Raw genomic sequence first — 26,182 nt, 5'->3', positions numbered from 1 at the left:
TGGCCCGCGCAGCAACAGGGGTTGTGGCAGTATAAAGCCGAGGTTCAGTTACCCGCCATATACTCCCTCACTCATGCGCACACAGGCGAATTAGTCGTAGATACCCAGCTGGAATTACAAACGTTACGCAGCTCGCGTCGACGCTTACGTTCCGTGTGGAGTTTTTTTTAATTCAGGAGTTGGCCCATGGCGAACATACTCTTAGTCGAAGACGATCTGGCTCTACAGGAGCTAACCCGGGACTACTTACAACAGAATAATCTCAATGTGGCAGTATTATCTCGCGGTGACGAGGTAATGGATTATGTGCAAAAGAATCAAGTGGACTTGATGATTTTAGACGTAATGCTGCCGGGCAAAGATGGCTTTGCCGTATGCCGCGAAGTGCGTGATAAGTATTCTTTCCCTATTTTGATGCTGACCGCCAAGGGTGAAGACTTCGATCAGGTGATCGGTCTGGAATTGGGCGCCGATGATTATGTGATCAAACCGGCAGAGCCCAGAGTACTGTTGGCACGTATTACCGCCTTATTACGCCGTACCCAAGAGCAAGATAAAGTGGTGCAAAGCGTCACCTTCGGCGAGCTGAAAATCGATAAAAACAGCCGTATCGTTACCTTAAAAGGCGGTGAGATCACCCTTACTTCCCATGAGTTTGAGCTTTTATGGTTGCTTGCCAGCAATGCCGGTGAGGTGTTAAGCCGTGAATATGTGCATGAGCAAATGATTGGCCGCCAATACGATGGCTTAGATCGCACCGTGGATGTGCGTATTTCGCGGCTGCGTAAAAAACTCGGCGATAACAGTGATAAACCCTATAAAATCAAGACGGTTTGGGGTCAAGGTTATCTCTTTGTCAGCGACGCCTGGAGTGAATAACTAGCTTGGGCAAACTCTTTGTCAGCCTTTACTTATATATTATTGTTTCTCTGGTCATAGTGACCGGGGCCATAGAAAGGCTATGGCCCACAGAGGAGCAGTCGACACCCTTGGCGATGGAGTTGGGCAACAATTTTAAAGCCCTGGCGCAAAGCGATCTCGGTCGTCAGTATATTAATAGTCAATACCCCATGCGTTTGTTGCAGCGCAGTGATATCTCCCTCCCGAACGAGCTTGAGCAGCGTCTTGAACAGGCGCAGGCCGTGCATGTTTTCAATGCCGAAGAGCATTTGCTCTGGTATGTACCCCTTGATGGTCAAGAGTTATTACAAATAGGCCCAGTAGAATTGCCTAAGGCCCCAGGCGAGAACTTTGTCGGCCCTTATTTGCTGGTATTGCTGGTGGTTGGCGCACCGGTAGGGCTTTGGAGTCTAATGCTGTGGCGCGATTTTAATAAACTCGTGAAACTTGTGCTCAGGTGGATGGCCGCACCGATATTAATGTCAGCGGAATGGGTCGCTCCTTCTTATTACCCATCACCGATGCCTTGCAGGTGATGCAGCAGCGCATTCATAGCCTGCTTAACGCTCAGCGTGAGCTTACATCATCCGTTTCTCATGAATTTCGCACGCCCCTGGCACGGCTTAAGTTTGCTCTGGCCATGCTAGAGCAGGGCAGCGACGAAAAGCAGCAAAAGTATATGCAGTCCATGACCTCGGATATTACCGAGCTGGAAAATTTAGTCAGCGAAATGCTCCACTACGCACGCTTAGATGCACAGAGACCGACCTTGGCGCTGGAACTGGTCGACCTTAATGAGCTGGTCGATAGCATGGTGGAAAAACTGAACTTTGACAGCAAGGTGCATATAGAGGTGCTGCACGAGCAACCTAACCTGTATCGCTGCGATCCGCACTTTTTAGCCCGCGCCCTGCAAAACCTGCTCGGCAATGCCATCAAGCATGCCCGCCATCATATTCAGGTGCGCATTTGTTCCAACGAGGAGCAATGCGATGTTTACATTGAGGATGATGGCGCCGGTATCGCGGAATCAAAACGGGCCGATATCTTTAAACCCTTTATTCGTCTCGACCAAAGCCGTGCCAAAAGCACTGGCGGCTATGGCCTAGGCTTGGCCATAACGGCAAAAATAGTGCAGTGGCACCAGGGTAAAATCAGTGTTGATAGCAGCGCCTTAGGCGGTGCTAAGTTCGTTATGTCACTGCCGCAAAACAAGTCAAAGCTCAATTAGTTCCTACTTCTTTAACAGGTGTTATCAAAACTAATAACTTAATTTAAATAAATTAATAAATGATATTGATTGTTATTTGCGTATCGTTATAATGTGCCCCTAATTACAAACAAGAATGATTATTATCTACCTTGGGATGACAACATGAACTTGCGCAAATCTCTACTGACTACCGCTGTACTAGCAGCAACCTTAGGCCTGACCGCATGTGGCGGTGGCTCTGGCTCGGATAACGAGGGCACGACTCCTCCACCGGTAAACAAAGCTCCTACAGATATTGCTGTTTCAAAAAGCTTGGTCAATGATGACCAGGTAGGTTTTGTGGTAGGGACACTAAACGCAACGGATGACAGCACATCGGGTTTAACCTTCAAACTCGCGGCCGATGAAGCCTTGTTTGAAATTGTTGATGGCACCACGCTAAAGCTAAAAGAGGGCATCGCCCTTAACTTTGAGCAGCAAAGCGATGCCAAGGTGACAGTGACGGTAACAGACGCAGGTGGCTTAACCTTTAGCAAAGAATTGACCATCAGCGTTGACGATGTTGAAGCTCAAGATGGCGTAAACATCTATGAGTTTGCTTCTAAACTGGGTGCTGGTTCTTCGGTCTCTTACAGCGGCCAGATCGCTCGCCACGCATTATCTGCGGAAATTAAACACTATATCGGTCAGTTAACAGATGACTATGTAACTACTAATAGCCTTACGGGTGCCATGGTAAAAGCGCGTTTGCATGCTCTTTGGGGTGACGTTGACGGTTCATACGAGGTAGTAAAGGATGACAGCCTAAGCTTCCTTGGTGATATCGACACCGTACAGCACTCATTTGCGGATATTTCCTCTTCGGGCAAAGAGCTTAGTCTAAAAATTGCAGGTAAAGACAGCCTGGACAAAATGCACAAAGCCTGGCAGGAAGAAGGTAACTTCCTGGGTTGGAATGATTTCGGCACACAAGCAAAGACGCCTGAAGGTTTGATCTTCCATTACTTTGATCTATTGGCCGCCAATATCGATAAATACAACGGCGGTGAAATGCTGGTCGACCCTGATGGCAACAGCATCACCAAGCTTTATATCACTGAATCGGGCTTAGATTTAAACCAGCTTATTCAAAAGCACACCCTTGGCGCCCTGATGTTTTCGCAAGGTACCGATGACTACCTGGAAGAAAGCATAGGTTTTAACACGGACTCAGTAGATAACATCAACGGTGATCTGTACACCACGCTCGAGCACCACTTCGATGAAGGCTTCGGTTACTTCGGTGCGGCGCGCAACTACTTGGAATACAGCGATGATGAGCTTGCTGGTAAAGGCGGTCGCGAGGCCTTCGCCTCAGGGTATAACGACTATTCTGGCGATGGTCAGATCAACCTTAACTCAGAATATAACTGGGGTAACTCGACCAATGCCGCCAAGCGTGACCGTGGCGCCACGGTAACCACGGACTTCTCGGCGGCGGCCATGAATGCCTTTATCGCTGGTCGTAAGATTATCAACGACAACGTAGGCGCTAATCTTAACGCCGAGCAAATGGATGCCCTAAAAGTACAGCGTGATATCGCCGTCGCCAACTGGGAAAACGCCATTGCCGCTACCGTTGTACACTACATCAACGAGACTCACGCTGACTTAGACACGATTGCCGCTGGTATTGCTGTGGATCCAGAGGATAGTTATACAGCTGAGGACTTCGCTAACCTGGCCAAGCATTTCTCGGAAATGAAGGGCTTTGCCATGAACTTTCAGTTCAGCCCATTCTCGCCGTTTAATGCCGAAGCCAATGAAGGTAAATTTGCCCAGTTGCACACTCTGCTAGGCGATATGCCGGTAGTGACAGATGCTGCAGCCATTGCCGCATATCAGGCCAACTTAATGGCGGCCCGTGACTTACTGCAAAACATCTACGGCTTTAACGCCGACAATGTTGCTAACTGGTAAGCAATGAAACAAGGCAACACGCCAACATAATAACTTTAAAGGCTAGTCGCGAGCATATTCGCGCCTGGCCTTTTGTCGTTTTCAGCACCTCCCAGCAACTGGGAGTTTGGCTAAATAGGATGAAATATGATTACTGCGAATTTTCGCGTTAAAACCCTGGCACTCGCCTTGACCCTGGCCCTGGTAGGCTGTGGCGAGAGCACTTCAAGCTCACAGGGCGAAGGCTTTAATAACGGCGGCGATCAAGGGGTGATCACCAACCCGACCACTTTCGATGAAGCGGCGCTGGTTGCCAGTCTGGTCGATAATGTAATTACCCCGGCTTACAGCCTGTTTTATACCCAGGCGCAAGCTCAGCGCACTGCCATTGCCGATTACTGCACCCTTGAACAGGCGAGCATAGAAAGCAGCTCGGAGCAGGCGTTAGCGGCGATGAGCACGGCGCAAAATGCCTGGTTAGATACCATGGGTGCTTGGCAGCAGGTGGAAGTGATGCAAATGGGGCCACTACTTAGCAACAGTGGCGAATTGCGTAATCGCATCTATTCATGGCCGGCGATCAGCCGTTGCGGCATCGACCAGGATGTGGCCTATCACAAGGATGGAGTGATTAATCTGGACCCTAACCGTCCTTACGATATCAGCACCCGTACCGCCACTCGCCGCGGTTTGTTTGCGCTGCAGCATGTGCTGTTTAACACCCAGTACGACCATCACTGTAGCATCGCCAATGAGGCGCTGGCCGATTGGAATAGTTTACCCGAGCTTGAGCGCAAGGTGGCGCGCTGCGAATATGCGGTTACCGCCGCAGACGACCTGATCGTATCCGCCGAGGAGTTACTCAATAAATGGCAAGGCGACAACGGTTTTGCGGCGCAGTTGAAAAGCGCCGGTGAGCCTAACTCTCAGTTTGAAAACGCCCACGTTGCCTTAAACCATATCTCCGATGCCATGTTCTACCTGACCGAAATGGTCAAGGATAAGAAGCTGGCCGAGCCTATCGGTATTTTACCTAACTCATGCGGCACCTCTGCCTGTGCCGAGGACGTGGAAAGCCTGGATGCAAAAAGCTCGCTTGCAAATATTCAGGCTAACCTCTTGGCGTTTGAAGCCCTGTTAGTAGGTCAGCAGCAAGGCCAGGAGGCCTTGGTGGGTTTTGACGATTATCTGGATGAAGAGCAGGCGACGGCTACCAAGGAGCGCATGTTATTGGCCATTAGCGAGACCAAGGCAGCGATAGCCGCCATCGACTCGAGCCTGGCCAGCGCGCTTATCGACAATGAACAGCAGGTACGTGACGTTCATACCAAGGTGAAGGCCATCACAGATGAGCTGAAAAACGACTTTATTAACGAACTTGCTCTTGAGCTTCCGGCTACTTCTGCCGGCGATAACGACTAAGGAAGACCATGAACTACAGTAAATTAGCCTTAGCCGTAAGCATCGCGGCGCTGGGATTTAACGCAGCTGCCGACGAAAAAAAATCGCTTGAGCATATTCAAATTATCAGCCACCACGACAAGCTGCGCACCGAAGCCGGATCCGCGACTTTGATCGGTGAAGAACAACTCGAAGAGTTCGAATTTGATGATATTCACCGCGTCCTGTCACAGGTGCCTGGCGTCAATATTCGTGAAGAAGACGGCTTTGGTCTGCGCCCGAATATCGGCTTTCGTGGCGTGACTCCTGAGCGCAGTAAGAAGATCACCATCTTAGAAGACGGCGTATTAATAGGCCCCGCGCCTTATTCGGCGCCGGCTGCCTACTACTTCCCGGTAACCACCCGCATGACCGCGGTGGAAGTATTTAAAGGCCCTGCGGCCATTAAATATGGTCCCCAAACAGTGGCCGGTACCCTAAACCTGGTTAGCCGTCAGGTGCCTGATTATGCCACCGGTGGTATCGACCTAGCCGTGGGCGGCGATGGTTACAACAAGGCCCATGGTTATTACGGCGACCGTCAGGGTAACTTTGGCTTCTTGGTTGAAGGGTTGCACCTGGAGAGTGATGGCTTTAAGGAGCTTGATGGCGGCGGCGACACTGGTTTTGAAAAAGACGACTTCTTGGTGAAGCTTGACTATCAGCTTGATGGCGAACGTTTTGATCAGCGTTTTGAGCTTAAGCTCTCTTATGCCGATGAATTGTCGGACGAAACCTACTTAGGCCTAACCGACAGCGATTATGCACAAAATCCATACCGTCGTTATGCGGCGTCGCAACCGGCGCAAATGGATACAGAGCACACCCAGGTGATGTTCACCCATCAGCTTAGTGGCCAAGACTTTGATTTGACCACGCGTGTCTATCGTAATGATTATGAGCGAGCCTGGCTTAAGCTTAACGGCGTTGGCAACACCAGTGCCAGCCTCTCCGATATTCTCGCCAGCCCGGATGTGTATGAAGAGCAGTATCAGGTGATCACTGGTCAACGTGACTCCGTGCTTGCCGGTGAAACCACCTATTACCTAAGCATGGGCACCAATGATCGCGAATACTATTCCCAGGGTATTCAGGTCGATGGTAATTGGCGCACGGCTTTGTTTGGCATGGATCACAAGGTCTCCTTTGGGGTGCGTTTCCATCAGGACGAAATAGAACGTAACCATTTTGAAGACACCTATGCCATGGTGGATGGCTTTAATACCAAGGTTGCCGATACTCGTCACTTCACCACCGAGAATACCGAATCGACCGATGCCTGGTCGGTTTACCTGGAAGATCAGGTGACACTAGGCCAGCTTACTCTGGGCCTGGGCGTACGCGGTGAATTGATGGATATGGAGTACCAAAACGACAAGCCGGATTTCGCCGATGACTATCAGCAAAAGACCACTCGCATCTGGCTTCCGGGTGTAAGCGGTTTTTATCAGTTGAATGAAGACAGTGGCTTGTTATTCGGTGTGCATCAGGGCTTTGTGCCGTCGAGCCCTGCGGCTCCCGTACGTGCCGGTGAAGATGACTTTGAGAAAAGCGTTAACTACGAGTTCGGTGGCCGTTTTAACGATGGCGTGACCCGCTTTGAAGTGATCGGCTTCTTTAACGATTATTCGAATTTGATCGAAAGCTGTGGTCAATCAAACTGTGGTTCTCAAGGCCAGCTTGACCGTGAATTTAGCGGCGGTGAAGTGGATGTATGGGGTGTTGAGTCGCAATTGGCGCAAACCTATCCGCTGAATCTGCATCTGGATATCCCCATGAGTCTGACTTACACCTACACGCAAAGTGAATTCAAAGAAGAGCTGTTCTCCGAATTCGTGCAGTGGGGCCATATTCGTAAGGGCGATCGTCTGCCTTATTTGCCAACACACCAGGCTACTTTAAGCATTGGTTTGGCACATCAGGATTGGGCGCTGGATATGCTGGTTAAGTATGTCAGCGATATGCCTGAGACCGCAGGTGTAGGTTATGAGGGCTTTGAACTGGCTCTGGCCGGGGAAGAAGTACCAGCCACGACAGTGGTGGATCTGGCTGCTCATTATGAGCTCGGTCAATACGGCCGCTTATATGCCAAGGTTGATAATTTGTTCGATCAGGATAAGATCATCAGCCGCCGTCCGTACGGTGCTCGCCCTGGCAAGCCACGTACTTTATCGATTGGCTACAAGTATCAGTTTTAATACCAATTCTGTTAAGTATGTAACTATTTAAGTGAATTGGTATATTTAGGAAAGGGTCATGATCGAGACAATTTGGCAAAGTATTGCACAAACGCCTGATTATCTTTTTGATGCCAATAAACGTATTTTTATTGGTTATATCATCATGGCCCTGCTATTAGCCCTGTTTGTTTATGCCAAGCGTCAAGGCAAAGCCTCGCCGCGTGGTTTTTTGCGCTATGTGTTTGCAAAAAAGATCTGGTGGGCCCCCAGTGCCCGCCAAGACTACCAACTCTGGATTTACAACCGTATCCTCAAGGCCTTGCTTTTCGCTCCTGTGGTTCTGACCATGGTGCCAGTGGCTCTGGGCACCACCGAGGTGCTTGAAGCCATATTTGGCAAGCCCAGGCCATTTGCGTTAAGCGAGACAAGTGTGGTGGTTATCTTTACCATCTTGTTGTTTTTGGCCGATGATTTCTCGCGCTTTATTCTGCATTATGCCCTGCATAAGATCCCCTTTTTATGGCACTACCATAAGGTTCATCATTCCGCCAAGGTGCTGACACCTTTTACCATTTATCGCTCGCATCCGCTGGAAAGCTATCTCTATGCCTGTCGTATGGCCTTGTCGCAAGGTCTAGTGGTGGGGCTGTGCTACTACCTTTTTGGTAATACCTTGTCGATGTTCGATATTCTCGGTGCCAACGTCTTTGTTTTTGCCTTTAATGCCATGGGCTCAAACCTACGGCATTCCCATGTCTGGCTGAGTTGGGGCAAGGGCGTGGAAAAATGGTTTATTAGCCCGGCCCAACATCAAATTCATCACAGTGACAATCCGGCTCATTTTGATACTAACCTAGGCTCGGCTCTGGCAATTTGGGACAGACTGTTTGGCACCCTGATCCGCGCCGATGAAGTGGGTAAAATCAATATCGGCGTTGGTCAATACGATGCCGGACACAATTCTATTTGGGCCATTTATAGCAAGCCCTTTGTAGACTCTTTTGCCACTTTAGTGCCGCAACGATTCAAGAGCAAGGCGCAAAAACAGCCAGAAGCCTAGCTAATCGCTATTGGTTAATTTAGGGTGGAGTATGGGGAAATAGGCTGGCGACGGGCATTGCCAGCCTATTAAAGTGAGGGAATAGGCCCTCATAAACTAGTGATATGTTTTGGCTTTGGCAAAACCCATTTCTTTGAGTTTACCGATTAAATCTGGGTCGTCTAAACGCGTCGGCGTGCTCTTTGTACGCATTGCATGATCTTTAGGCACCTGATAAACATCCAGCATCTTCTGGAATAACACGTAGCGCATGTACTGAGGTGTCACCCCCGCATCTTGAAGAGAATCAAGCTGTAACTGCACGTCTTGCAACTGTTGTGCATCTGGCTCCTGTAATGTCGTCATCTTTTTGTTGATGGACATACCACCTCCTACCTGGGTACTGCGCAAAAACCTTCCTTAATGCTGGCGTAAGTGAACTCAAATTTTGTGTTAAAAATAGAGACTTATATCAGCCTGGAAATTAAGTGTACTCCTTTTTTGAGTGCTATGACCAGTTGCCGTGTAAAGCTTTGTAAATAGGGTGAGAATGAGCGCAGGCTGATGTGATGAGTTCGCAGAAATATGGTGATAACTCAAGAGCCTGAGTTATCACCTGTGAACATGAGTAGAGTTAGCTAAGGGCGATTTTTTCCTTAACGTGCTCGGCAAAACCGCTACCTGCTTCCAGGTAGAAGTTATAGGTAGAGTCGACGCCAAGCTCGCGCAATTCTTTTTGTTGATCCGGGTAGTTGGCAATGGCGGTCACCTGGCCCTGATAGCCCGAGACCTTGAGTTGCTGTAGCGCGAAGATATTTTGATTGTGTTTAGGCATGGCCAACATAACCATCTCCACCTGGGAGTGGTTCAGCCGTTGCCAAAAATCCGGATCCGTGGCATCGGCTGTCAGGGCGCGGCGTCCACGTTTAACATGGCGAGCTACCACTTCCGGTTTAATATCGATGCCGGCCACCGCATCGGGGAAACTGCTGGCTATGGTTTCGTAGGCACCGGTTCCTATACGGCCCATGCCGAAGATCACAATACGGGTGTTGTGCAGGTTAACCGGCAACTCTTCCTCAAGGCGAGTATCGCTTTCAAAACGCAGTAGCCAGTTTTCCATACGTACATAGATATCGTTGGCGCGGCCATTTAGAGGCGAGGCAATGATAAAGGTGATGGCCACCGCTGTAGCCACAACCGCCAGCCATTGCGAAGACACCCAGCCAGTGCTGGCGGCAACGGCGCAGACTATCAGGCCAAATTCACTGTAATTGGCAAGGGTAAAGGCGCTAAGCAAAGAGGTACGGGCGCGCAGGCGCACCGAATTGGTCAAAATATAATAAAGCGCTACCTTGATCCCGAGTACTGAAACAATCAGCAAGGCGGCGACCAGGGCATTAAAGCTTAGCTCGGCGTTTAAGCCTATGGTGAGGAAAAAGCCGACGAGCAGGATGTCCTTAAAGCTCAATAAGGACTTGGCTAATTCGCTGGCCTTTTTATGGCTGGCAAACATCATGCCCAGGATCAATGCGCCCAGATCACCCTTAATACCGGCAAACTCAAAGGCTTGATAACCCGCGACCAGGGCGAAGAAAAAACCGAATAGCGGCAGCAGTTCGCCGTGTTTTGAGCGGTTGAGGATCCAAAACATAACCGGGCGAAACAGTGGCAACAATACCAGCAGGGCAAGAGCCCAATAGTTAGGTAGCTTGCCGGTGCTGGCGACTAAAAAAAGCACCGCAAAAATATCCTGCATAACCAAGATACCGATGGAAATTTTACCGTGCAGGCTGGCCATTTCACCGCGGTCTTCCAAGACCTTAACGGCAAAAACCGTGCTTGAGAAACTAAAGGCAAAGCCCAGCAATAAGGCGGTTTGCCAGTTTAATTCCACAAACAGCGGTAGGGCAAAGATACCCAGCAGCAGTAAAAAGCCGCCAAACAGTGCCGTGCTAAGGACTATATGCGCCGTTGCAGGGGCCCAGACCTGTACCTTCATCAAGCTAGAGACTTTCAGTTTAAGGCCGATACTAAAAAGCAGCAGGGTGATCCCCAAACTGGCAATACTGTTTAGTAATTCAGTGGTTTTATAGCCGGCGAAATGCAAGACGAAGCCGGCAATTAAAAAGCCTACCATGGGCGGCAGTTTTACCTGGTAGGCGGCGAAACCGCAAACAAAAGCAACGGCGAAAAAGATGAGTTCCATAGATTTCTTTTTATAGTCAATATGCTAACAGTGTAGCGAAAGCCAGGCTTGATGAAAATATGCGACTTTATAGTTCGTTAGCCCATTACGGGCAAAAATTTGATTATACCAATTCTGTTAAGTATGTGAGCAGAGATAGCGCTGGATAAATGATGTGATAACAAGGCGGAATTTTTCTTATGTAATTCTACATAGAAAAATTCCAACGCCGTTAGCATGATATTTAGCCCGCTAGAATGATTAGCTATTTAAGTGAATTGGTATTATTTTCCGCTAACCTAAACTTTTCACTGACAAGGTCATAAAAATGTGGTTAAGATGCGACAAAAGGATCTTAAAACAGGAGTAGTTATGTTTAAAAAAATCCTGGCTTCAGTTGGTATTGGTGCGGCTAAAGTAGACACAGTGCTACAAACCGAGCATTTGCACCCTGGACAAAAATTTCATGCCGAAATCATCATTCAAGGCGGTGATGTCGAACAAGATATTTCTGGTCTGGAATTGGCATTAATGACTCGCGTCAAAGTAGAAGCGGATGACGGTGCCTACTTTGCCAACCATGTTATTGATAAATGGCGGGTGAGTGAAAAGCTGACCCTGCAACCGGGTGAAGAGCACCGTATTCCGTTTGAGGCAAGACTGCATTCGGAAACGCCGATCACCGAATTTAGTGCCGGTTATAACCAGACTCAGGTGTGGATACAAACCGGTTTGAATATTGATTTGGCCCTTGATGCCAGCGACCGTGATGTGCTGCACATCTATCCTAATGAGGCGGTCAAAACCTGTATGCAGGCCATGGATAAGCTAGGCTTTTCCTTGGTTAAAGCCGACGTGGAAAAGGGTTATCTGCGCGCTCCTAGCTTTCAGTCGACCTCAGGTTGTTATCAGGAGTTGGAATACCGCCCGGGAAATCGCGGTATGTTCGGCATTCAGGAAGTGGAGCTGTCTTTTGTACCTGAGGCCCATAAAACTCATGTGCTGATTGAGCTTGACCGCGCATTTCGTGCTGACGGTTATATCGACCTCACCATAGAGCATGATCATGTGAATCTATCGCAGATTTGCGACCAGCTTGAGCGCTTAATTCACTGATAGCCCTCGGTTATTAATAAAAACTAATCGAAAGCCCGGCCTAGCTGGGCTTTTTTGTCAGAGCAACTGTCGGAGTAACCCATGAGTATTCTATGGCTGCATAAACATTTTAATGAGCTAAGCACTGATGAGCTCTTCACCCTGATGCGCGCCCGCGTTGATGTGTTTGTGGTTGAGCAAAACTGTCCTTACCCTGAGCTAGATGATGCTGATATCGCAGCGGATACACTGCATCTTTTGGGGTATCAAGACGGCCAGTTATGCGCATATGCCCGTTGTATAGGTAAAGGGGAAAAGGTAGCCATAGGGCGGGTGCTTTGCGTCAAGCAATGGCGTGGAAAGGGCCTTGCTAAGGCGCTGATGAAGGAGGCTCTGTCCCTGTGCCACAGTCACTGTCCCGAGCGCACCGTGGTGCTAAGCGCACAAACCTATTTGCTCGACTTTTATCGCAGCTTTGGTTTTCAAACTAAGGGCGAGCCTTATCTAGAAGACGGCATAGAGCATCAGGATATGGAGCTGTTATAAATGATGAAAGAGCCGGGTATTAAAGCTTTGGATTTAGGGCGCTTCATTTTTCCCGCATTTAATTGAAATCGTATAGATTAATTCTTTGGCCGCAAAAAAAAAGCGGAGCCTAGGCTCCGCTTTTTTTTTGCGGCTTTCACTATTGGTGTTCTCTTAGATTAGGGGTAGCTTTGGAAAGCCTGATCTATGTATGGGGCTAACGGTTCAAACGGCGTGTATTGGGTGTAGCCAAACGGGTCTTGATACTTGATCCTAAACTGGTGGTCAGTGAAGCCATCAGGGAATGTCTCAGTTTGAATCTCCAAATCAGCCGCTTTAAAGAATGAATATTCTTCGCTCGAAATGGGTGCAGGGATGTTAATTATTTTTTCTCCGTTGCCCATCCAGTTAACATTTATCTTAAAGCCTTCGCCATTGAACTCGTCAAACATGGCTCTTTGATACAAGGTGAGGGTCATGTCTTTATCATGGTAGCTGATGGTTTCGATATCGGCGACCGTCACCGGGGTGATATCGCTTAGGATACCGTTGGCGTTGAATATCATCAGGCCATGCGAGTAATTTAGTTCGTTCAGCTCATTGGTCATTTCCATGACCTGTAATTCGATAGTGAGGTTTCTGCCACCGCTAATTTTGTCAGATGCAAATACGGTGACTAGCACTTTACTGTACACCCAGGCATCGTTGACCATGGCTTTATATAGATCTGGGCCGTAGCCAGATTCTTTTTGAAAGCCTTTAACGACTAGGTTAGTGGCGTTTTCGAAAACAATTTCGAGTTCATCCAGTGATTGCTCGGGCGTATGAAGTGAGTTCGATGTTTTGACCTTTATTTTTTTTACCATGTTCAGGTCCAGGCCCGGGTAGGGCACTGATGAACTGGCGCTAGGGTAGTTGATTTCGTACTCTGCGGCCTTAGCATTGGAGCTTAGGCCCAGTGTAAGTACTAGGGTAGATAAAAAAACCATAATGGCTTTCATGTGCATTTCCTTGTTATGTACTTGTTAAATCAATGTGAAAGCAAATGGATGCTAGCATAGAAAAATAGGTACATCCCGTCCAATGAGCAATTAGCTTGTTTTATAAGGCATATTTAAGGAAAAGGGGTGATAAAAAAGGCCGCGAGTGCGGCCTTTTTAGGTATTACCTTGAATTAACGTAGCGAGTTGATAAACACCAGGGCGATACACACTGGGCATACAAACTTGATGTACCAGGGCCAAATCTTCCAGAACCAGCTATTGGCGGCTTCTGGGCAGCCGGATTGAATTTCTTTAAGCAGTGATGCACGGCTCCAGATCCAGCCAACAAAAACACAACACATTAAGCCTAATAGCGGTTGGCCAAAACGAGTGGTGATGGCGATCACTAAACCAAACAATTGTTCAAAGTTAAGCAATATGATGGTGCTTATTGAGCCGATGAAGGCGCCTATGGTCCAGGTCGCCGGTTTACGGTCAAGGCCAAATTTCTCCACCGTGTAAGACACCGGAGCTTCTAACATGGAAATAGAGGAGGTCAGGGCGGCAATACTCATTAGCGCGAAGAAGGCAAAACCCACAAACAGACCGGCGCTGCCCATGGTATCAAACAGGGCTGGCAATACCTGGAACACGAGTGTGTCTTCCGAGAGTAACTTACCCGCTTCGTCAAAGATTTGTACCCCTTGCTCCTGTGCCACATACATGGCCGGAATAATAAGTAGACCGGCAACGAAGGCGATAAACACATCGATAAGGGTTACCGAGGCGCCCAGAGTAACCAGGTTTTCTTGTTTAGAAATGTATGAGCCGTAAATGATCATGACACTGGTACCCAGTGACAGCGAGAAAAACGCCTGACCCAGGGCACTCACCAGCAGAGTAGGCTCAAAGATGGCGCTAAAGTCCGGTAGCAGGTAATTGCGCAGGCCTTCACTGGCACCGTCCTGGCTCATTACATAGGCGATCAACGCAAATAAAATGCCCAGCAAGGCCGGCATCAAGCGCTTTGACCACTTCTCTATGCCATTCTCAACGCCTTTACTGATGATCATCACGGTCAGCACGATAAAGCCGCCAGCAAAGAGTAAGTTACGGGTTAAGGATTGACTCGTCAGCCAGTTTGCTGCCTCTGGAGCACCCACCAGTTGGGCAACAGGCTCAGCGGTATAACTGATCATCCAACCGGCAACTATGGCATAAAAACTTAAAATCATGCCGGCACAGATAATGCCGCCAAAACCAACTAAGAATGCCAGTGGGTGTTGCCACTTATGCTTGGATACTTTTTTTAGCGAACTTACGGCATTGGCCTGACCATAACGGCCAACAACCAGCTCGGCCATTAATGCGGGATAGGCTAAACAGAAGGCTAGAACCAGATAAGCAAGCACAAAGGCGGCGCCACCATTGGAGGCGGTTTGAGTGGGAAAGCCCCAAATATTACCTAGTCCCACTGCCGAACCGGCAGCGGCCATTATAAAACCAAAACGGGAGCTAAACTCCCCACGCGACGCACTCATATTATTATATTTCTCTGTAGGTGAACTGCGCCCTAAATCTACTGTAATTTACGTGAAATAAAAAGCACAAAGCGGCAATTAGTACACTGTAGCCGGGGTAAAGCGCGCTATACGAACAATTTCCATGCTATCGGCGCAATGCCCGGTCTTAGGGCGACGCCGCCACATTAGCAATGTGCTGTGGGCTAGAGCGATGTAAACGCTGTGTTACATCGGCAGTATCAAGGTGAATTGTGCACCGCCTAATTTTGCCGATGAACCCACCTGCAGCTTGCCCTGATGCCACAACATCACCTTGTGGCAAATGGCCAGGCCCAAACCATAACCGTTTTGATTGCGATGCTTAGCGCTTTGATAAAAGGGCTTAAGCACAGCCGCGCGCTCTTGCGCTGGGACGCCTGGCCCATCATCGGCAATGCTGATGTGTAATTGCTGCGCTTCGGTGTAGGCGCTGATAACTATCTGGTTGTCGGCATAGCGCAGGGCATTGGTAAGAATATTATGGATACAGCGCGCCAACCAATGCAGGTCGGCCTGTACCATCAGCTGATGGGGGCAGTCTATGTGCACCTGTATGCCGCCTAGTTGGGGTAGTAACTGCTCACCTACCTCTTGTAAATAAGGGTAAAGCTCGGTGCGGCTGTAATTAAGTTCAATATTCTGTTGTTGCAGGGCGGCAAAACTGAGGTAGCTCTTAAGCATGGACTCCATGGTATCGAGATCTTTTTCCATGCGCGTCAGGTAGGCCTGCTTGCTTTGCTCATCTTCGCTGTCCATGGCGGCATCAAGGCCAAAGCGCAGACAGGCGATGGGGGTACGAATATCATGGGAGAGGCTCGATGCCATCAGTTTATTCTCCGCCAACAGCGCATTGATCTGCTCGGCCATGGAGTTAAAGCTGCGCTCAAGCTGTTGTGTATAGCTAAAACGGCTGCTGGCAATGCGGGTGTCGAGTTTGCCCTTGGCAAATCGTGTCGCGGCATTGGCCAAGGTGGTAATGCGCCGGGTCAGAGGTATTAGGGGTAACCACATGCACAGGCTAAAGCCGCAGTAAAACAGAACGGTGAGCAGTAGATCATGGTGAGAGCTGGCCGGTTTGGGTAACCGCATGGTGAGGTGATGGTCGGCCAGTTGTGGCGTGGAGCGTACCAAGTAAAGGCCCTCCTCATCGGCCAAGGTTAGCCCTTGCTCTTGATAAAACTGTTGGCGCAGTGGTGAGGGTAAGGCAAGGTCGCTATTGGCGGCATAGCCAATATTCAAGTTAAAGTGGCTGTTAAGCGTCGCCAGTTGCTGGCTTTGTTGCTCTGCGGGATAGCTGGCCAGGTAGGAAAGCATGCCGCTTAGGAGCGCTTGCTGCTGATTAAAATCATTGTGCTCATCGTTGTTGCTGGCGATGCCATCGATCAACCAGCTGAGCAGTACCACAGACAGCAGCGCCGTGGCCAATAAGGATAAGTAGAGCTTTTTCATTGCCGCCTCTTAGCCTGTGCGCCTAGTCGGCAGTATCCGCATGCCAGGCATCTTTAACTAATAAATAGCCCTTGCCCCAGATGGTTTTTATTCGTTGCGGCTGCTCGCCATTGCCATCAAAACGCTTGCGCAGCGCCGAAATCACCACATCTATGCTTCTATCTAAGCCGTCATATTCGCGACCCTTGATGGCCTTGAACACAGAGTCTCGGTCAACCACCTCACCGGCGTGGCGGGCAAGATAGGCCAGCAACGAAAATTCTGCATGAGAGAGTTCTACCGCTTGCTCGGCCAGGGTCACGCGGTGTGCCTGCATGTCTATATGCAATTGCCCCACTTTAATATGCATCGGCTCTGCGGATGGCTGAGAATCGTCGGCCATATCCCGTAAACTGGCCTTAATTCTGGCCAGCAATACGCGAGGACGGGCTGGCTTGGCGATATAATCGCTGGCACCGACTTCTAACCCTATTACCTCGTCGAGCTCATCATCGCGGGCGGTCAGCATAATAATGGGTTGCTGATAAAACTGACGTAATCGGGTGCACACGCTAATGCCGTCGAGACCGGGCAGCATAATATCGAGTAAGATTAAATCTGGATTGTGTTCGCGCACATAGGCTTCGACCTCGTTGCCCTTGTCGCACAGACCCACGCGATAGCCGTTTTGAGCAAGAAACTCAAGCATCCACTCGCTCAGCGAAGGGTCGTCTTCGACCACTAAAATAAGGGGTTGCTGACTCATTAAAATAACCTCCATCGCCTTTTCTTCTGGCCGCTGGTGTACACCCACTGCACTCGTACCTCGGTGCGGGCGAGCACTTTGCCCGTAGTGACATGAAATAATTCAAAACCCTGCGCCGTCTTGCTGGCGAATTCAAACACCAGTTTGCCTTGTTGTTGCTGTTGCCAACAATGCAGGGGCTTAGTGGCTTGGTTTTGGCGAATACAGTAGCGCTCTTCGTTGTCCACCTGCCAATTCAGGGTGATATCGGAATAACAGGTGCGCCCCTGGCGCAGTGCCACACAGGTGTTTGGCGTGCTGAGCAAGGTGGGTAGTTCGGCGGACAACGCCTCGGGCTGCGCCGCCCAGCTTGGCAGGGCAAACATTAAACTAAGGCTGGCGCTGAGTCTAAAAAACATAGCGTACGCCTACCTTGGCCTTATGCTGGTATTGTTGAGAAATTATCGGGCTGTCGCTTATTTCAGAGGAAAATAAGGTGGAGAGCCAGCCGGCTAAAAACACCCAGTTTTGTGATAAGGGATGCTCGGCGTGAAATTCCAGCACCAGGGATTGGGATGCGTGGGCCTGGTAGATGGGGCGCTGCGCGGTGGCCTCATGGGCGTCGATACCAAAGTAATAATCGGTGAAATCGCCGCCATAATGGTTAAAACCCAGACCTGTGCGCATCTCCCAATTTCGATACCGGCTGATACGGGTTAAGAAGCTGCTGAAAATCCATGAGTTATGAGTGCCGGTAACATCATGCATCAGCTCAAATGACAGTTGCATGTCGTCAAAACGGCGCGATAATCTCAGCCCTACATCGAAATCATAGTGGCGGCGGTCGATACCGGCGAGCTCATCTACTACATCCCTGTCATAGATTTTCAAGCCGGTTTCATCGAATCCAGCTTGCACATTGGTACCGACAATATCCAGGCCCCAGTCGAACTTATCGACCAGCGAATAGCCTATGACCATGCCGCCGCTTAACTGGCTATGGTCTATATCCAGATAGAAGTTGTTATAGCTGATCACCAGATTTAAATCCGGCTCAATACCGTCATCGTAGGAGTCGAGACCAACCAGATAGGAGTCTTCGATATAATAACCGGCGCCTATGCTCCAATCCCAATTAAAGCCTGGTTGAGGCTCCAAACGGTTGTCTGAATAATAACGGTTGGTCGCCAAACTAGGTTGGCTTATAAGCAAAAACAGCAGGGCGAGTAGGGTACGAATTGGCATGGCTTCAGGCTTTTTATTTTATAGTAGGTTGCTTGGGCGCCGAAAACTGTAAGAAATTGTAGATGGGCTCACCGGCGGTGTACCGGTAAGCCCAGTCGATCAGTTGATATTGATCTTCTCCAGCAAAATACCGCTGAGGTAGTAGTGCAGATCCGGTACTAAGGCACTCACCTCGGTGTCGTTACAGGACCCGGCGATTTTTTCCAGTGCCGAGATTTTACTCAGGACCTGATAGCGAGGCGCTTTAGGCGCCGGCTTGTCGCCACGTTCGGCGAGCGCATCCGGTGAGTTGTGAGTTTGCACAAACTCCTGAACCTGCTCCAAATTATCTATGTAATCGCTGATTGTCAGTTGATAACGCAAGGGATTGCGTTGAAAGCTGGCGGTATCAATGGATGATTTGGCAAACCACACCACATCCTTGGAAGCTCGGTGGAAGAGTTTCATACTGACTGAGCCGGAAATATTGCTACATTGGCGTACGGCGAATTCTTCAATAAGACTACCATCGCCGAGGATATGGCTATTGCTCAGGCGATAATCCACCTTGTCGGCCTCACTAATATCCAGCTGATTAATGCTAAGAATATAGTCCGCCTGTTTGGCGTCATTGATCACCGCAAGGGATTTATCGTTGAAAATGGCCACCAGGCGATCGCGTAGGCGCTCTGTCAGTGCTACTTGCTCGCTTTCGATTACCACGCTTTGTCCGCGTTTAACAGGGTGAGCCGGAAGCTGCACCGACTTGACCCTAGGTTGCTGATGGTCAACCTGGTATTCGAGAACATAGGTGCGCTCACTAAGACTCGGCTTTGTTGGCATAGCAACCCTTTGCGCCTGTTGCAAAGAAGTCGTTTGTAAGCTGCTACAGCCGCTGAGCAAAATTGCCGAGCCAAGCAGTGCCAGTGCTAAAGAATTCTTCATCATACTATTTATAACTCTTAGTTTCCCTTGTCGCTGCGCTTAGGCACCCATACTTGAGTACACCCACACAGCATTGTACGTGAGTTTAACCCAAAGTTCATGATAATATTTACCCAATCTGAACTGTTATCGCTAAAACAACAATAATGAAAACCAAGAGTTTAGTTGCTTCTTTCTGTCTTATCTTCAGTACCTTATTGCCTGCTTATGGAGCTTCCATAGGCGCCGATGCGTATCAATGGCACGGCTTTGTTGACTCTTATGTTGCCGATTTAGAGCGTCAGCTTAAACAAAAGCGTGTGCCTGGGGCCGCCTTGTCGATAGTGCATCCGGATTATCCTTCCATTGCCTTGGGTTTTGGTAAAACCAAAATAAGAAAAGGGCGCCAAGTTGATGTGAATACGCGTTTTCGCCTTGCTTCGGTGTCGAAAACCTTTGCTGGCTCGCTGGCTGCCAAGTTGGCCGAGCAAGGGGTTATAGAGCTGGATGCCCCTGTGCACCAATACATTCCTGAATTGCGTAGCACGGATTATAAAAATACCCTTAAGGTCTCGCATTTACTGAGTCACTCCAGCGGCCTGGTGCCCAATGCCTACGACAACCTAGTAGAATCACGCATGTCTTATCCGGATATTGTTGAAAAGCTGCTGAAAATTGAACCCGTGTGTGAACCGGGGGAATGTTATGGCTATCAGAATGTGATGTTTTCCCTGGTTGGCGATGTGATTGAGCGCGCCAGTGGTAAGGACTATGAGACCTGGGTGCGGGAAGATATTTTCGAGCCCTTACGTATGCGCCATGCGAGTCTAGGTTATGAGGGCATGATAGTGGATGAAAACTATGCCTATCCGCATGTGCGAGGACGCAAACGCTGGCATACCGCACGTTTAAAGAAAAACTATTACAAGGTGCTGCCGGCAGCGGGCGTCAATGCCAGTGCTGCGGATATGGTGCAATGGTTAAAGGCGCAATTGGGTATGTACCCGAGTGTGTTACCACCGGCGGCGCTACAAACTCAGGTTCAGCCTTATACCCTGACCACAAAAGAGCGTCGTCGCCGCATTTGGGGTGAGCATGTTAATCAGGCTCATTATGGTTTGGGCTGGCGTATCTACCAATATGATGATGAAACCATCTACTACCACAGTGGTTGGGTACAGGGTTATAGAACCGATATCGTGGTGATCCCACGCTTAAACGTCGGCTTTAGTCTTTTGCTTAATGCCGAAAGCGGTTTGATTAGTGAACTTACTACACAGTTTATCGACCAAGTACTGGCCTTGCCGCGCACCGCTTAGAACAGGGTACAAAAACAAAAAAGGTCAGCATTGCTGACCTTTTTTGGTATGAAGCGAGGTGATTAATTGCGTGGCAATTGAATCTTACGGTCTTCGCTTTGGCGGTACAGGGCAATGATATGGCCGATGCTTTGTACTTTATGGGCACCGGTTTCGCGTACGATAGCATCAAAAATCAGGGCCTTGGTCTCACGATCCGTGGTTGGCACCTTCACTTTGATCAATTCGTGAATATCCAAAGCACTGTCTATTTCGGCGATTACGCCCTCGGTTAGGCCATTGGCTCCCAGTAAAACCACAGGTTTCAGTGGGTGCGCAAGGGATTTCAGATACTGCTTTTGTTTATTGGATAGTTTCATAGATTTTATAAATTTTGCTGATTCGAGCTTGAATTACAGGTATTCTAACGCCATCTAGCAGATATTACTATTAAGTTACGTGTTAATTTATGACGAATAAAAAGCACTCGGCGAGCTCAAAGCGCTGGCTAAAAGAGCATTTTGACGATCATTATGTTCATGAGGCACAGAAACAGGGCTGGCGTTCGCGAGCGGTGTTCAAACTCGAAGAAATTCAGCAAAAAGATAAACTACTCAAACCCGGCATGGCGGTGGTGGACCTAGGTGCCGCTCCCGGTAGCTGGTCTCAGTACCTGGCACAGCAGGTGGGTGATAATGGCCAGGTGATTGCCTGTGATATTCTGCCCATGGACTCGCTGGCCGGTGTCGACTTCCTGCAAGGTGATTTCCGCGAAGAGGCAGTGCTTAACGCCTTGTTAGATCGTATCGATGGTAAAAACGTCGACGTGGTGTTTTCCGATATGGCGCCGAATATGAGCGGCAATATGAGCACGGATCAGGCCGGCAGCATGTATTTGGTCGAACTGGCACTGGATATGTGTCATCAGGTATTGAAGAAAAACGGCGCTTTTGCGGTCAAAGTATTCCAGGGGGAAGGTTTTGATCAGTTCGTGAAGGACGTGCGCGAGAGTTTCCGTACCGTAAAAATCCGTAAGCCCGATGCGTCAAGACCGCGCTCTCGCGAGGTATATATAGTAGCGACGGGTTACAAACTGTAGTACAGTTGTCGGGAAAAGTTGAACTTAATTAATTTAGATACAAGAGGTTAACACCTTGAGTGATATGGCAAAGAATTTAATACTCTGGCTTGTTATTGCCGTGGTTTTAATGTCTGTTTTTCAAAGCTTTAACGGCTCTGAAGGCGTTGACAGACAAACCAGTTACACCCAATTCGTAAAGGATGTGCGCAATGGTGCTGTACGTGAAGTCGTGATTGATCGCGGCACTGGCTCGATCACTGGCGTTAAGTCCAGCGGTGAGCGTTTCCAAACCACCATGCCAATGTATGACGAAGACCTGATGAATGACTTGTTGAAAAACGACGTCAACACTAAGGGTGTTCAGCCTGAAGAGCAGTCCCTGTTAGCCAGCATTTTCATTTCCTGGTTCCCTATGCTCCTGTTGATCGGCGTGTGGATCTTCTTTATGCGTCAGATGCAAGGCGGTGGCGGCAAGGGCGCTATGTCCTTCGGTAAGAGTAAAGCCCGCCTAATGAGCGAAGATCAGGTTAAAACCACCTTTGCCGATGTGGCCGGTTGTGATGAAGCCAAGGAAGATGTAACCGAGCTGGTTGATTTCTTGCGCGACCCGTCTAAATTCCAAAAACTTGGCGGTAGCATTCCTAAGGGCGTGTTGATGGTAGGTCCTCCTGGTACGGGTAAAACCTTGCTGGCCAAGGCCGTAGCCGGTGAAGCCAAAGTACCGTTTTTCACTATCTCAGGTTCTGATTTCGTCGAAATGTTCGTAGGTGTGGGTGCATCCCGTGTACGTGACATGTTCGAGCAAGCGAAAAAAGCAGCACCTTGTATCATCTTCATTGATGAAATCGATGCCGTTGGTCGCCAACGTGGTGCCGGCATGGGTGGTGGTCACGATGAGCGTGAGCAAACGCTTAACCAGATGTTGGTAGAGATGGATGGCTTTGAAGGTAATGAAGGCATTATCGTAATCGCTGCCACCAACCGCCCAGACGTACTGGATCCGGCGCTATTGCGTCCAGGTCGTTTCGACCGTCAAGTGGTGGTAGGCTTGCCGGATATTCGCGGTCGTGAACAAATTCTTAAGGTGCATATGCGCAAAGTACCTTTGGCAGATGATGTTGAAGCATCCGTGATTGCCCGTGGTACTCCTGGTTTCTCAGGCGCCGATTTGGCCAACCTGGTAAACGAAGCCGCTTTGTTTGCCGCTCGTGGTAACAAGCGCGTGGTGAGCATGGCCGAATTTGATGCCGCTAAAGACAAGATCATGATGGGTGCTGAGCGCAAGTCCATGGTGATGTCTGAGCAAGAAAAAGAAATGACTGCATACCATGAAGCAGGTCACGCCATTGTTGGCCGCATGGTGCCAGAGCATGACCCTGTATATAAAGTATCAATCATTCCGCGCGGTCGCGCCCTGGGTGTGACCATGTACTTGCCGGAGCAAGACCGTGTAAGTCACTCAAAAGAACACCTCGAATCTATGATTTCAAGCTTGTATGGCGGCCGTATTGCCGAAGCCTTGATTTACGGCGATGACAAGGTAACTACTGGTGCAAGTAATGACATTGAGCGCGCGACACAAATCGCACGCAAAATGGTTACACAGTGGGGTTTGAGCGCCAAAATGGGACCACTTCTTTATGCTGAAGAAGAAGGCGAAGTCTTTATGGGTCGCGGTGGTTCTCGCAGCATGAGTATGTCGGATGAGACAGCTAAAGCAATTGATGTAGAAGTGCGTGAACTCTCTGATCGCAACTACCAGCGTGCTGAACAAATCCTACGTGATAACATGGATATCCTGCATACCATGAAAGACGCGCTGATGAAGTACGAAACCATTGATGCCAAGCAAATTGATGACCTAATGGCGCGTCGTGAAGTTCGTCCACCGAGCGATGCCCATGACCGCAAAGCCACCAAGGCACAAGTGGCAGCAGAGCCTGACAAATCGGCCCCGGAGCAAGGCACTTCATCCGCACAAGATGAAAAGCCAGGCTCAGAAGAGGACAAGTAATAAATTCAAGCCCCAAAGATATTGGGGCTTTTCCTTCTTGTGGATCATCTTATCTATCTGCCCTCACTTAGCATTCGCCTAAGGGATCTGGGCTTTTTAATTTTAGGGAAGAGTAGCCATGTTATCTTTACCCCGAGGTCGCTTCCTCGACCTTAGCACCCCACAGGTGATGGGGATACTCAATGTCACGCCAGATTCCTTTTCTGACGGTGGTCAGCACAACGATTTTGATGACGCTGTCAAAAGAGCCTTAGCTATGCTTGAGCAGGGCGCCACCATTATTGATATAGGTGGTGAATCAACCCGCCCAGGTGCAGCGGACGTTCTTGAGCAAGAAGAACTCGAACGGGTTGTTCCTGTGATCAAGGCGATACGCGCGCAATCCGATTGTGTGATCTCCATAGACACCAGTAAGGCTGTGGTAATGACAGCGGCGGTTCAGGCCGGTGCCGATATTATTAATGATGTGCGTGCCTTGCAGGAACCAGGCGCGTTGCAGGCAGCAGTGGCTTTGGATGTTCCTGTATGTCTTATGCATATGCAGGGGCAGCCGAGATCCATGCAGGATGCACCGGATTATAAGGATGTGACCGCCGAGGTATGCAGCTATTTGGCCGAGCGCGCGCAAACCTGCATCGACGCAGGCATTAAAGCCGAGCATATAATAGTGGATCCTGGTTTTGGCTTTGGTAAGTCATTGCAACACAATTATCAATTACTGGCTGAGCTTGAGCAGTTGCAACAGCTAGGCTACCCGGTATTGACCGGACTTTCACGCAAATCCATGTTTGGGCAGCTGCTGGGGCGACCGGCAGACCAAAGACTTAGCGCCAGCCTGGCGGGAGCCTTGATTTGCATGCAAAAGGGCGCGGCCATAGTGCGCGTTCATGATGTTCAAGAAACCGTCGACCTGCTGCGGGTGCACCAGGCGATGTTACGGCCCACAGATGTGCAGCCGCAAGAATAAGAGTACAGGAGTAACAAGAATGAGTAACAGAAAATATTTTGGCACCGACGGTGTTCGTGGCCTGGTCGGGCAATACCCGATCACTCCTGAGTTTGCCCTCAAACTGGGTTGGGCTGCGGGTAAAGTGCTATCAAAAATTGGCACAAAAAAAGTGATAATTGGCAAAGACACGCGCATTTCCGGCTATATGCTAGAAACCTCGTTGGAAGCCGGGCTTATTGCCGCGGGCATAGATGTGGTTTTGCTTGGCCCCATGCCGACTCCGGCGGTGGCGTATTTAACACAAACCTTCCGCGCCGAAGCGGGCATAGTGATCAGTGCCTCTCATAACCCTTACCATGATAACGGCATTAAATTCTTCTCCAGCGAAGGTTTGAAACTACCGGATGCGGTGGAGCTGGAAATTGAAGCCATGATGGATCAGGACATGGAATGTGTACCTTCCGAAAAGCTGGGTAAAGCGCGCCGCCTGGTGAGCGCCGATGGCCGTTATATCGAATTCTGTAAGAGCCAATTCCCGCAAGGTCACTCCCTTGAAGGTTTGAAAATCGTACTCGATTGCGCCAATGGTGCCACCTACCATATTGCCCCAGCGGTAATGCAGGAGCTCGGCGCCGAGGTGATCCCCTTCGCATGTGAACCCAATGGCCTCAACATTAATGCTAAATGTGGTGCCACAGATGTTGCCGCCTTGCAGCGTAAGGTAATTGAAGAGGGTGCCGATGTGGGCATCGCTTACGATGGCGACGGTGACCGCGTGATGATGGTCGACCAGCACGGAGAAGTATTCGACGGCGATGACATAGTTTATATCATTGCCTGTGCCCTGCATGAGCAAGGTGAGCTAGGTGGCGGCGTTGTTGGCACCGTAATGTCGAATATGGGCTTGGAAAATGCGCTTAAAGCCAAGGGTATTGGTTTTGAACGCTCCAAGGTTGGCGACCGCTATGTAATGGCGTTGCTTAAAGAAAAAGGCTGGAAAATCGGTGGTGAGAGCTCGGGTCATGTGTTGAACCTTGACCTTATCAGCACCGGTGATGGCATCATTTCAAGCCTGCAGGTGCTGGCCGCTATGGTGACCAGCAACAAAACCCTGCGCGATCTGGGTAACGGCTTTGTTAAGTACCCGATGAATATGATCAATGTGCGCTACCAGCCGGGCACAGATCCGACCCTAAACCCTGAAGTACTCGCCGCGGTAAGCGAAGCACAAGAGCTGCTTGCGGGCAAGGGCCGGGTGCTGCTGCGTAAGTCAGGTACCGAGCCTGTAGTGCGCGTTATGGTAGAAGCCGAAGACCAAAATCAGGTGCTGGATTACAGCAGTAAAATCGCGCAAGTTGTTGAAAGTGTGAGCAGTTAAACGGCGCTCTAAAAATAACTTCTTGTAACTTAGGGCGAGTCGAGTTAGTATCTCGCCCGCTTTCGAACATGGAGTAAA

The 26,182-nt window shown here is 49.4% G+C and carries 24 protein-coding genes; 14 read left to right on the top strand and 10 right to left on the bottom strand.

All coding sequences use genetic code 11. From position 1 onward, the window contains the following. Positions 1–186 precede the first annotated feature (186 nt). The 7 genes from C2M35_RS07235 to C2M35_RS07210 all read left to right on the top strand — a co-directional run bounded on the left by C2M35_RS07235 (position 187) and on the right by C2M35_RS07210 (position 8,731). Positions 187–879, top strand: coding sequence for a response regulator (locus tag C2M35_RS07235; RefSeq protein WP_105201035.1), 693 nt, complete (start codon positions 187–189; stop codon positions 877–879). 5 nt (positions 880–884) lie between these two features. Then, entirely contained in the window at positions 885–1,436 is a 552-nt protein-coding gene (locus C2M35_RS15910; RefSeq protein ID WP_325034836.1) for a hypothetical protein, read from the top strand. After that, positions 1,358–2,131 carry an ATP-binding protein gene (locus C2M35_RS15905; RefSeq protein WP_325034835.1) on the top strand — a complete coding sequence of 258 codons (774 nt, stop codon included), beginning with the start codon at positions 1,358–1,360 and terminating at the stop codon, positions 2,129–2,131. The genes C2M35_RS15910 and C2M35_RS15905 overlap by 79 nt, the downstream gene beginning before the upstream one ends. 144 nt (positions 2,132–2,275) lie before the next feature. Continuing rightward, entirely contained in the window at positions 2,276–4,072 is a 1,797-nt protein-coding gene (locus C2M35_RS07225) for a DUF4856 domain-containing protein (protein WP_105264961.1), read from the top strand. Positions 4,073–4,198: 126 nt separating this feature from the next. Continuing rightward, the gene (locus C2M35_RS07220; RefSeq protein WP_105264960.1) at positions 4,199–5,473 is read left to right on the top strand and encodes an imelysin family protein; all 1,275 of its coding nucleotides are present in this window, start codon (positions 4,199–4,201) and stop codon (positions 5,471–5,473) included. A gap of 8 nt (positions 5,474–5,481) precedes the next feature. Next, complete coding sequence (locus C2M35_RS07215; protein WP_105264959.1) at positions 5,482–7,689, top strand: TonB-dependent receptor family protein; 2,208 nt, start codon at positions 5,482–5,484, stop codon at positions 7,687–7,689. 58 nt (positions 7,690–7,747) lie between these two features. Beyond that, complete coding sequence (locus tag C2M35_RS07210) at positions 7,748–8,731, top strand: sterol desaturase family protein (protein WP_105264958.1); 984 nt, start codon at positions 7,748–7,750, stop codon at positions 8,729–8,731. A gap of 96 nt (positions 8,732–8,827) precedes the next feature. On the opposite strand, the gene C2M35_RS07205 is transcribed toward C2M35_RS07210, so the two are convergent. Then, on the bottom strand, positions 8,828–9,094 hold the full coding sequence (locus C2M35_RS07205; protein WP_105201041.1) for a hypothetical protein: 267 nt from the start codon (positions 9,092–9,094) through the stop codon (positions 8,828–8,830). Positions 9,095–9,344: 250 nt separating this feature from the next. Beyond that, positions 9,345–10,919 (bottom strand): cation:proton antiporter family protein, encoded by a 1,575-nt coding sequence (locus tag C2M35_RS07200; RefSeq protein WP_105213019.1) that lies wholly within the window; start codon positions 10,917–10,919, stop codon positions 9,345–9,347. 351 nt (positions 10,920–11,270) lie between these two features. On the opposite strand from C2M35_RS07200, the gene C2M35_RS07195 reads away from it, so the two are divergent. After that, a complete protein-coding gene (locus C2M35_RS07195; RefSeq protein WP_105201042.1) occupies positions 11,271–12,014 on the top strand; it encodes a sporulation protein in 744 nt (247 codons plus the stop codon). Between the two features lie 81 nt (positions 12,015–12,095). Next, on the top strand, positions 12,096–12,539 hold the full coding sequence (locus C2M35_RS07190; RefSeq protein ID WP_105264957.1) for a GNAT family N-acetyltransferase: 444 nt from the start codon (positions 12,096–12,098) through the stop codon (positions 12,537–12,539). A gap of 158 nt (positions 12,540–12,697) precedes the next feature. Here the strand turns inward: C2M35_RS07190 and C2M35_RS07185 are convergent, their stop codons facing one another. The 7 genes from C2M35_RS07185 to C2M35_RS07155 form a co-directional block, all read right to left on the bottom strand. Continuing rightward, the gene (locus tag C2M35_RS07185) at positions 12,698–13,519 is read right to left on the bottom strand and encodes a hypothetical protein (protein ID WP_105264956.1); all 822 of its coding nucleotides are present in this window, start codon (positions 13,517–13,519) and stop codon (positions 12,698–12,700) included. A gap of 173 nt (positions 13,520–13,692) precedes the next feature. Continuing rightward, on the bottom strand, positions 13,693–15,042 hold the full coding sequence (locus C2M35_RS07180; RefSeq protein ID WP_105201045.1) for a sodium-dependent transporter: 1,350 nt from the start codon (positions 15,040–15,042) through the stop codon (positions 13,693–13,695). Positions 15,043–15,249: 207 nt separating this feature from the next. After that, positions 15,250–16,512: an ATP-binding protein gene (locus C2M35_RS07175; protein ID WP_105264955.1), complete on the bottom strand. Its 1,263-nt coding sequence runs from the start codon at positions 16,510–16,512 to the stop codon at positions 15,250–15,252. Positions 16,513–16,534: 22 nt separating this feature from the next. Next, the gene (locus C2M35_RS07170) at positions 16,535–17,257 is read right to left on the bottom strand and encodes a response regulator transcription factor (RefSeq protein WP_105258975.1); all 723 of its coding nucleotides are present in this window, start codon (positions 17,255–17,257) and stop codon (positions 16,535–16,537) included. Beyond that, positions 17,257–17,655, bottom strand: a complete 399-nt coding sequence (locus C2M35_RS07165) for a DUF3019 domain-containing protein (RefSeq protein WP_105201048.1) — start codon at positions 17,653–17,655, stop codon at positions 17,257–17,259. Before C2M35_RS07165 ends, C2M35_RS07170 begins: the two co-directional genes overlap by 1 nt. Then, on the bottom strand, positions 17,645–18,481 hold the full coding sequence (locus C2M35_RS07160) for a MipA/OmpV family protein (protein WP_105264954.1): 837 nt from the start codon (positions 18,479–18,481) through the stop codon (positions 17,645–17,647). Before C2M35_RS07160 ends, C2M35_RS07165 begins: the two co-directional genes overlap by 11 nt. Before the next feature lie 99 nt (positions 18,482–18,580). Then, positions 18,581–19,408: a hypothetical protein gene (locus C2M35_RS07155; protein ID WP_158677932.1), complete on the bottom strand. Its 828-nt coding sequence runs from the start codon at positions 19,406–19,408 to the stop codon at positions 18,581–18,583. Positions 19,409–19,551: 143 nt separating this feature from the next. Between C2M35_RS07155 and C2M35_RS07150 the strand changes: the two genes are divergently transcribed. Further along, on the top strand, positions 19,552–20,703 hold the full coding sequence (locus C2M35_RS07150; protein WP_105213012.1) for a serine hydrolase domain-containing protein: 1,152 nt from the start codon (positions 19,552–19,554) through the stop codon (positions 20,701–20,703). Positions 20,704–20,765: 62 nt separating this feature from the next. Here C2M35_RS07150 and yhbY read toward each other — a convergent pair whose 3' ends face one another. Then, positions 20,766–21,062 carry a ribosome assembly RNA-binding protein YhbY gene (yhbY, locus tag C2M35_RS07145; protein ID WP_105190062.1) on the bottom strand — a complete coding sequence of 99 codons (297 nt, stop codon included), beginning with the start codon at positions 21,060–21,062 and terminating at the stop codon, positions 20,766–20,768. 89 nt (positions 21,063–21,151) lie between these two features. Between yhbY and rlmE the strand changes: the two genes are divergently transcribed. The 4 genes from rlmE (at position 21,152) to glmM (ending at position 26,104) form a co-directional block, all read left to right on the top strand. Next, a complete protein-coding gene (gene rlmE / locus C2M35_RS07140) occupies positions 21,152–21,781 on the top strand; it encodes a 23S rRNA (uridine(2552)-2'-O)-methyltransferase RlmE (protein WP_105201052.1) in 630 nt (209 codons plus the stop codon). Positions 21,782–21,845: 64 nt separating this feature from the next. Next, positions 21,846–23,777, top strand: coding sequence for an ATP-dependent zinc metalloprotease FtsH (gene ftsH / locus C2M35_RS07135; RefSeq protein ID WP_233997987.1), 1,932 nt, complete (start codon positions 21,846–21,848; stop codon positions 23,775–23,777). Positions 23,778–23,895: 118 nt separating this feature from the next. Further along, the gene (gene folP / locus C2M35_RS07130) at positions 23,896–24,744 is read left to right on the top strand and encodes a dihydropteroate synthase (RefSeq protein WP_105201054.1); all 849 of its coding nucleotides are present in this window, start codon (positions 23,896–23,898) and stop codon (positions 24,742–24,744) included. A 19-nt stretch (positions 24,745–24,763) separates the two neighbouring features. After that, positions 24,764–26,104 carry a phosphoglucosamine mutase gene (glmM, locus tag C2M35_RS07125; protein WP_105213010.1) on the top strand — a complete coding sequence of 447 codons (1,341 nt, stop codon included), beginning with the start codon at positions 24,764–24,766 and terminating at the stop codon, positions 26,102–26,104. The last annotated feature ends 78 nt before the right edge of the window (positions 26,105–26,182 follow it).

Origin of the sequence: Pseudoalteromonas sp. T1lg76, assembly GCF_002964725.1 — a bacterium.
Taxonomy (GTDB): Bacteria; Pseudomonadota; Gammaproteobacteria; order Enterobacterales; family Alteromonadaceae; genus Pseudoalteromonas.
The sequence above is the reverse complement of the archived record's forward strand: the minus strand, read 5'-3'. Positions and strand labels throughout refer to the sequence as shown.

Excerpts from the sequence above, each read along its gene's own strand:
- C2M35_RS07235 (WP_105201035.1), top strand. The coding sequence starts at position 187 with ATGGCGAACATACTCTTAGTCGAAGACGATCTGGCTCTACAGGAGCTA.
- C2M35_RS07225 (WP_105264961.1), top strand. The coding sequence starts at position 2,276 with ATGAACTTGCGCAAATCTCTACTGACTACCGCTGTACTAGCAGCAACC.
- C2M35_RS07220 (WP_105264960.1), top strand. The coding sequence starts at position 4,199 with ATGATTACTGCGAATTTTCGCGTTAAAACCCTGGCACTCGCCTTGACC.
- C2M35_RS07215 (WP_105264959.1), top strand. The coding sequence starts at position 5,482 with ATGAACTACAGTAAATTAGCCTTAGCCGTAAGCATCGCGGCGCTGGGA.
- C2M35_RS07210 (WP_105264958.1), top strand. The coding sequence starts at position 7,748 with ATGATCGAGACAATTTGGCAAAGTATTGCACAAACGCCTGATTATCTT.
- C2M35_RS07205 (WP_105201041.1), bottom strand. The coding sequence starts at position 9,094 with ATGTCCATCAACAAAAAGATGACGACATTACAGGAGCCAGATGCACAA.
- C2M35_RS07200 (WP_105213019.1), bottom strand. The coding sequence starts at position 10,919 with ATGGAACTCATCTTTTTCGCCGTTGCTTTTGTTTGCGGTTTCGCCGCC.
- C2M35_RS07195 (WP_105201042.1), top strand. The coding sequence starts at position 11,271 with ATGTTTAAAAAAATCCTGGCTTCAGTTGGTATTGGTGCGGCTAAAGTA.
- C2M35_RS07190 (WP_105264957.1), top strand. The coding sequence starts at position 12,096 with ATGAGTATTCTATGGCTGCATAAACATTTTAATGAGCTAAGCACTGAT.
- C2M35_RS07185 (WP_105264956.1), bottom strand. The coding sequence starts at position 13,519 with ATGAAAGCCATTATGGTTTTTTTATCTACCCTAGTACTTACACTGGGC.
- C2M35_RS07180 (WP_105201045.1), bottom strand. The coding sequence starts at position 15,042 with ATGAGTGCGTCGCGTGGGGAGTTTAGCTCCCGTTTTGGTTTTATAATG.
- C2M35_RS07175 (WP_105264955.1), bottom strand. The coding sequence starts at position 16,512 with ATGAAAAAGCTCTACTTATCCTTATTGGCCACGGCGCTGCTGTCTGTG.
- C2M35_RS07170 (WP_105258975.1), bottom strand. The coding sequence starts at position 17,257 with ATGAGTCAGCAACCCCTTATTTTAGTGGTCGAAGACGACCCTTCGCTG.
- C2M35_RS07165 (WP_105201048.1), bottom strand. The coding sequence starts at position 17,655 with ATGTTTTTTAGACTCAGCGCCAGCCTTAGTTTAATGTTTGCCCTGCCA.
- C2M35_RS07160 (WP_105264954.1), bottom strand. The coding sequence starts at position 18,481 with ATGCCAATTCGTACCCTACTCGCCCTGCTGTTTTTGCTTATAAGCCAA.
- C2M35_RS07155 (WP_158677932.1), bottom strand. The coding sequence starts at position 19,408 with ATGATGAAGAATTCTTTAGCACTGGCACTGCTTGGCTCGGCAATTTTG.
- C2M35_RS07150 (WP_105213012.1), top strand. The coding sequence starts at position 19,552 with ATGAAAACCAAGAGTTTAGTTGCTTCTTTCTGTCTTATCTTCAGTACC.
- yhbY (WP_105190062.1), bottom strand. The coding sequence starts at position 21,062 with ATGAAACTATCCAATAAACAAAAGCAGTATCTGAAATCCCTTGCGCAC.
- rlmE (WP_105201052.1), top strand. The coding sequence starts at position 21,152 with ATGACGAATAAAAAGCACTCGGCGAGCTCAAAGCGCTGGCTAAAAGAG.
- ftsH (WP_233997987.1), top strand. The coding sequence starts at position 21,846 with ATGGCAAAGAATTTAATACTCTGGCTTGTTATTGCCGTGGTTTTAATG.
- folP (WP_105201054.1), top strand. The coding sequence starts at position 23,896 with ATGTTATCTTTACCCCGAGGTCGCTTCCTCGACCTTAGCACCCCACAG.
- glmM (WP_105213010.1), top strand. The coding sequence starts at position 24,764 with ATGAGTAACAGAAAATATTTTGGCACCGACGGTGTTCGTGGCCTGGTC.